Genomic DNA, 6,210 nt, shown 5'->3' on the forward strand with positions numbered 1-6,210 from the left:
GACCACGGTCCCCAACCCATTTGTCAACAGCCCCTACAAGGCAGGCTTTTTGGCAAACTTGTCTTATTTGTCTTCGTAGATTACAACGGATTTCGATTCTTCTTCCCATTTCACAACGGCTTTCAAAGCCTCGCTGACGAAACGGGCAGGAACGACGGTATTGCCTTCCACAATAGCCGCAGGCACTTCCAGCGTCACTTCTTTGCCGTTTACATAAGCCTTCGTGCTATCAACGAAAAGTTTAACGGTGATGCCGTCGCGAGTAACCGTTACGGAACGTTCTTCCGGGTTCCAGCTTACTTCCGCTTTCAGAGCTTCGGAGATGGCCCGGAAAGGTACCAGAGTACTGCCCTCACGGATGAAGGGGCGGACTTCCATGGAAGGCTCTTCGCCATTGACGTACAATTGCACGCCGGATTTTCCAAGCTTCTCGTAAAGCTTACCAAGCTTCTTGTAAGCGTTGAGGTTTTTCACATTCGCTTTTACGGCTTCTTTCTGAACATAAACCGCATCGGTTACGTTACCTTGATTGTCGAGCAGATCGGCTGCCGCGGAAAGCGCAGCGTCTTTTTCGACGATAGCTTCCAATTCAGCTTTCTTCTCAGCCGTAAGCTGTGTTTCGTATTTGGTCAAAAGAAGATCGGCAAGCACGGCACCAGCCGGTTTGTCCTTTACATTTTCAATGGCATTGAGCAGACCTTTATAGCCGTTTTTGCCGTTACTTTCATAAGTCGTGCCCGTAACGGAAGCCTTCGGTTCTACCTCTACTTTAACCTTGACGTCTTTTTCTTTGCCGACAGTGATTGCTTGCGCTGCAGCTTCCGCTCTGTCGGAGCGGTTGTCGTTATCGGACTTTGCCAATGCGGAGCCGGCCATCAGGCTAGTTGCGACGACGCAAGATGCGGCGATCATCATAGGTTTCTTCATGTTCATCAATAACTCTCCTTTGTTGGTTAAAAATTCTTGTTTGCATGAGCTCACTAAGTTGTTCGTTCCCGTAAATTTTTTTGTGGGGAGTTCGAAAAAAATTAAAACTTTTTTAAGCGTCTTGGTTATAGGACTCCGCTTAATTTGTTGGAAACGATGCTCCGCTCCAGCTTTACATGCAGCAGCTCCGTTTGCAAATCTTTCCCGATGGCATGCACCGCCGATACGATCTCTTCCGCCGTAAGCACATGGATCGTGTCCGCTTTTTTCGCGATATAATCGAGTATCGCTTCAACACATTCCTCGCAGCTTTCGATTTTATCCGCGAGCAGACGTTCTTCCTCAAGTAAAGTCTCGTATTTGCTTTGTAAGTTGTTCATTTTATCCGGGCTCCTCTCCATTAGCTTTTTGCCAACCAACTTAGAGACCATATTAACATTTGTTAAATTTTATTTAAATAGATTCAACAATTAGTTAAATTAAACATTGAAGTATTTAACTTTACGTTGAGTCACACCCGTCAACAATCCCTCTCCTAACCAACTCTTCACTTGGGTTCACAGGAAGATCGTGGTATACTTTGAGCACATTCACCAAGGGAGAAATCGCTTGCATGAGCTACTATTTTTCGATCTGCGCCTCCGAGAAATATCAGGAAAAGTACATCGAATTTATGCTGATGAACTATCAACAATTAAACCTTCCCTATTCGTTCCCGCTAACCCTTAGCTTCCTCGCAAGTCCGATTCTCATGAAGGAAGAAGCCATTCTATGCTTCAATGACGAAGACGAATTGGTAGGAGCACTCGGTTATATTTACGGAACCGGCGAGAACGACTACCAAGATACGCATATCGTGCAGATTCAGGCCGTATTTTTGCTGGATGAATACCGCAGAACCCGTCTTTTTCTCCGGGGCCTCCAGTACTTGACCCAGTTCATCACCCAGTTGAACAGACCGGTGACGGAGCTTCGTTTCTGGACGCCGGTACAGGACGATCTTCGCAAGTTGTGCGGCAAGCTCGCCGTGAGAGCCGACGTCCGGGATACGGCGTTCGGCACAATGGAAGAATACCGCGCCCCGTTCTCCGATTGGCATGCTTACGCCATGCAGTTCCGTCACGAATCGTACTTTTGACCCTGGAAGGGAATCTCTCTATGCTCACCGTCATTACGAACCTGTTCCGCTACATGCGTCCGTACAAACTGCTGGCGTCTTTCTTTTTCCTGACGTTATTTCTGGATCTCGCCTTCGTATCGCTGGCTCCCTTGAGCTTTAAATTCATGATCGACAAAGCGATCACGCCGCAGGACATCGACTACTTTTTCCTCATTCTTGCCGTTCTCGGGATCGGTGGCCTGATCGGATTCAGCGCCGGTGTCATTAGCGATTATGCGCTGGCCCGGTTGATTGCAAAAGTACAGCAGGATCTCAGAATGCGGTTGTTCGACCATATGCAGCATACGAACATCAGCCTTTTCCAGAAAGCCCGCCCGGGCGAGCTGCTTTCTTATTATTCCGTCGATCTGCCTTCGATCGCGCAAGCAATGCAGGTCATCCTGACCATTGGCATCCAGTCGTTTTCCGTCGTGGTCATCAGCACGGTCGTCTTGTTCTATTTGCAGTGGAGCATGGCCCTGTTGATTCTGCTTGGGGCCGTTGTTATTTTTGCCGGCCCGTATTTGCTGGGCAGGCGTGCCGAGGCCGTCAATTCTGCGTACAAGGACCAGTTCGCCCGCTTAACCGGCGTCGTGCAGGAGAATATTAAAGCCCAGAAAGTAATCAAAGGCTTCAACCTGCAGGAGGCGATGGCGAATAAGTTTAGTGCCATGCTGCAAGCTTTGTCCGTGACCCATTACAAGAAAAATGTCGTCAACGCCCAGCTTGAGCGCCTTCCCATGATCAGTCTGCTCCTCATTAACTTTTCGATTATCGGATTCGGGTCGTACTTGGCGCTTCGCGGTCATCTTAGCGTGGGGGCGTTGGTCGCCTTTTTTACCATGTATACCTCCATGGGCAACTCGGTGTTCAATCTGACCGTCGCGATCCCGGCTTTTACGGATGCTTCGGTGAGCATGAAGCGGATTCAAGGGCTGTTAAGCGAGCCTCGGGAAGCTAGGGGAGAAACCCATTTCACTTTTGCAGAGGGACGCCCGCCGGAGATTGCGCTTGAGGACGTTTCGTTCCGCTATGCGGAACAGCAGCAGGATGTGCTGAAGCACGTCCGTCTGCACATCCCTCCGGGCACCACGGCAGCCTTCGTCGGCTCCAGCGGTTCAGGAAAAAGCACGCTGCTGCAATTGCTGCTCGGCTTCTATACTCCGCAGGAAGGTCATATCCGCATGAACGGCAGCAGCCTGCGGGAGCTGGATCTGGGGTCTTACCGGGAACAGATCGGCGTCGTGTTTCAGGACAATTTCTTATTTCACGGCACGATTCTGGACAATATTCGCCTCAGCCAGCCGGATGCCAGCGAGGAAGACGTCATAGAGGCGGCGAAAAAAGCGGAAATCCACGACTTCATCATGAGCCTTTCGGAGGGCTACCATACCCAAGTGCTGGATGAAGGGAGCAATTTCTCAGGCGGTCAAAGGCAGCGCATCGCCATTGCCCGCGCCATCGTGAGGAACCCCTCAATCCTGTTACTGGACGAAGCCACGTCGGCGCTGGACCCGATCTCGGAGGCCTCGATCAACCGGACGTTCGCTGAGCTGTCGCATAACCGGACGATAATTACGGTGACCCATCGGCTCTCCGCCATTACCGAAGCGGATCAAATTTTCGTCTTCGATCAGGGGCGTCTGGTCGATAGCGGGACCCACCCGCAGATGCTGCTGACAGGCGGCTTCTACAAAGAGCTGTGGGACAAACAGAGCGGCTTGTCCATATCGCCGAGCGGGCAGGAAGCGGACATTGACGAGGAGCGGCTATCCCGGCTTCCTTTCTTCCATGGGATGCACGCAGAAGTACTGAAGGAAATCAAGGGCCTGTTCCATACGGAGACGTTCGCCGCCGGACAGCCTGTCATTTACCAAGGGGACCAGGGGGAAAAATTTTATCTCATCGCCCGCGGGCAGGTGGAGGTCTCCAAGCGCTCAGCTGCTGTACCCGAGAGCCGGATACGGCTGGCCGTTCTCGAGGATGGGGATCATTTCGGAGAGATGGCGCTGATGGATAGCGCCTCGCGAAATGCCGATGTAACGGCGATGACCTCTTGCGTCTTTTTGACTTTGCAAAGGAAGGCGTTCGCTTATGTGTTGTCTCAATATCCCGAGATCGATGCGCGTATACGGCAGACGCTGCTGGAACGCAGGAAATAGGAGGAGCGAATCCCAATGTTAGCGGAATACCGCGTTTGTCGCAGCGATGAAGATTATGCGCAGTATGCTTTATTTTTTATCCGCCACCGCCAAGATTTCAGTCGTCATTTTTCCTTGGCCGATGCCCTTATGCATACGCTGGAAACGATCCAGACGTCAACTATTGTTCTGGTGATCGACAAGCAAGAACATACGATCGGCTGGGCGCATTACCGGTACGTGACACCTGACGGCGAAGCGCATCCGGAAGGCGAGATTGCCTTTATGGATTCGGCTATCACGACGCAGGCGCATCGCAGCAGCCGTCTGTTCGCCGAGGGCTTCTGCCATCTGGTGCATCATATGGCAGCCGAGAACCGCCACATCCGCTTTTTTCAATTCTACGCCTTGGCCGACAACGCGTATTTAACCCGGCTTTACTCCAAGTTCGCCCGGATCATCGGCCAGCGGGAGGGCTACCACGGGACGGAAAACCTGTTTTCCGCCGACTTCGCCGCCCTGCTTCATTATGTTACAAAGTACACAAAATCACAGGATTGACCTTCCATTGTTGGGCGTGCTATCCTACGAATACAGGACTATTTTCATGCAAAGGAGGGTTTTGTATGTTTCCCCCAAGAACCGGTTTGAACGGTAAAGGCGATCGAAAGCCGCTTAGCTTCGCGGATCTCCTTAAGCTGAATGAGCAAGTGAGAGTATCCGAAGCGAAATAATGAGTGTAGATCGAAAGACCTGCCAGGGCGATGGTTGAGGCAGGTTTTTTGCTTGATAAATAAGAAGAGCATCGTCCACCAAGGGCGATGCTCTTTCAGGTTCCAAAACAATCTGCTGCAATGAACCGTGGGCCTAGCTCGTCTCGTCGCTTCCGAACCTATCTTCTCCGGAATGGAATAACCGACGACCGGCACACATTCCTCCGGTTCAGCCGGACGATTTCATTGATGCCGTATTTGTCGAATTTATCGGTCAAGTCGTTGCAGCCGTATTTCAATTTGAACTCCATCTCTTCCTGATACAGGGGGACAATAGAGTAAAATCGGATCGTTCTCTCCGAGTCCATCTCCAGCGTCAGAAAATCCCGATGAACCATAATGGGCGGCAGCAAAATGACTCCGTTCAATTTCGTCTGGTCCGACAGGGGACGCGTGGGATCGCCGTTAGGCACCGTATGTCCATGACCCAGCCACGTCTCGTACTCATGTGGAAGCCGGGCCAGCATCTTGAGCCAACGGACCGGCCAGTAATGGTCCTCGTCGGCGAACGCTTCCTGCGTGATCGGCCATTCAGGCGGCAAACAAATCATCAGTTCCGCATAATTATAGCCCTCGATGCCTTCGGGAACGTTCATCGGCAAATAGCTCATTCCCGTCGTAAACAACGTGTGGTAATTCCGTTCCTGCGTCGGCTTAATGTGATAAACATCGATATGGACGATATCCGAAATGATTTCATGAAATACGTTGTCGATCTTGCCGATGTATGTCTCGAAATGCCGTTCGATCTTCTCGGTCCAGCCTTCCTCGCCATAGTTGGGCGGCATCCAGCCGCGTTCCTTATCCTCATACTTATAAATCGGGTTGCCCGATTCCGAATAATCCGAAGGCTTGACCAAAGAAATGCACCTCTGCTCTCGATTCGTTCCCTTTTTTTCCAACCCGCGCTACTTCTCTTATTATCGACAGAATGATGGGGAGATTGAATAGAGGGATAGCCGTTAAAATATTGGCTGCAAACGCAAAAGGAGTCCATTTCTCTTCTCAGAGAATTGAACTCCTTATCCTAACCCGGATTCCCTATTTTTTCGAATTAAAGTACGCTTTATCTACCTTAAGCTGTTGTTTCAAAATCCGGTTGAACAAACCTTTGCTGATTTCCCCGGTTCCTTTGGACACAGCGGTCCTCAACACTTCCCCGCCAGGCAAAGTCTTTTCTTGAACACTCCCACCACCTGCGCTAATGGCG

General features: G+C 50.9%; 6 protein-coding genes. 3 read left to right on the forward strand and 3 right to left on the reverse strand.

The features are described from left to right. Positions 1–63 precede the first annotated feature (63 nt). Entirely contained in the window at positions 64–927 is an 864-nt protein-coding gene (locus PEL01S_RS20375; protein WP_371860719.1) for a copper amine oxidase N-terminal domain-containing protein, read from the reverse strand. A gap of 125 nt (positions 928–1,052) precedes the next feature. Next, positions 1,053–1,307 (reverse strand): hypothetical protein, encoded by a 255-nt coding sequence (locus PEL01S_RS20380; RefSeq protein WP_063179116.1) that lies wholly within the window; start codon positions 1,305–1,307, stop codon positions 1,053–1,055. 233 nt (positions 1,308–1,540) lie between these two features. Between PEL01S_RS20380 and PEL01S_RS20385 the strand changes: the two genes are divergently transcribed. From PEL01S_RS20385 to PEL01S_RS20395, 3 genes are read left to right on the forward strand one after another with little or no spacing between them, the layout of a single operon-like run. Beyond that, positions 1,541–2,065 (forward strand): hypothetical protein, encoded by a 525-nt coding sequence (locus PEL01S_RS20385; protein ID WP_063179114.1) that lies wholly within the window; start codon positions 1,541–1,543, stop codon positions 2,063–2,065. A gap of 20 nt (positions 2,066–2,085) precedes the next feature. Beyond that, complete coding sequence (locus PEL01S_RS20390) at positions 2,086–4,248, forward strand: ATP-binding cassette domain-containing protein (RefSeq protein WP_127461608.1); 2,163 nt, start codon at positions 2,086–2,088, stop codon at positions 4,246–4,248. A gap of 15 nt (positions 4,249–4,263) precedes the next feature. After that, positions 4,264–4,788 carry a GNAT family N-acetyltransferase gene (locus PEL01S_RS20395; protein ID WP_127461609.1) on the forward strand — a complete coding sequence of 175 codons (525 nt, stop codon included), beginning with the start codon at positions 4,264–4,266 and terminating at the stop codon, positions 4,786–4,788. A gap of 331 nt (positions 4,789–5,119) precedes the next feature. Here the strand turns inward: PEL01S_RS20395 and PEL01S_RS20400 are convergent, their stop codons facing one another. Then, positions 5,120–5,860, reverse strand: coding sequence for a suppressor of fused domain protein (locus tag PEL01S_RS20400; RefSeq protein ID WP_127461610.1), 741 nt, complete (start codon positions 5,858–5,860; stop codon positions 5,120–5,122). Positions 5,861–6,210 lie beyond the last annotated feature (350 nt).

The organism is Paenibacillus elgii NBRC 100335, assembly GCF_004000865.1.
Lineage (GTDB): Bacteria > Bacillota > Bacilli > Paenibacillales > NBRC-103111 > Paenibacillus_G > Paenibacillus_G elgii.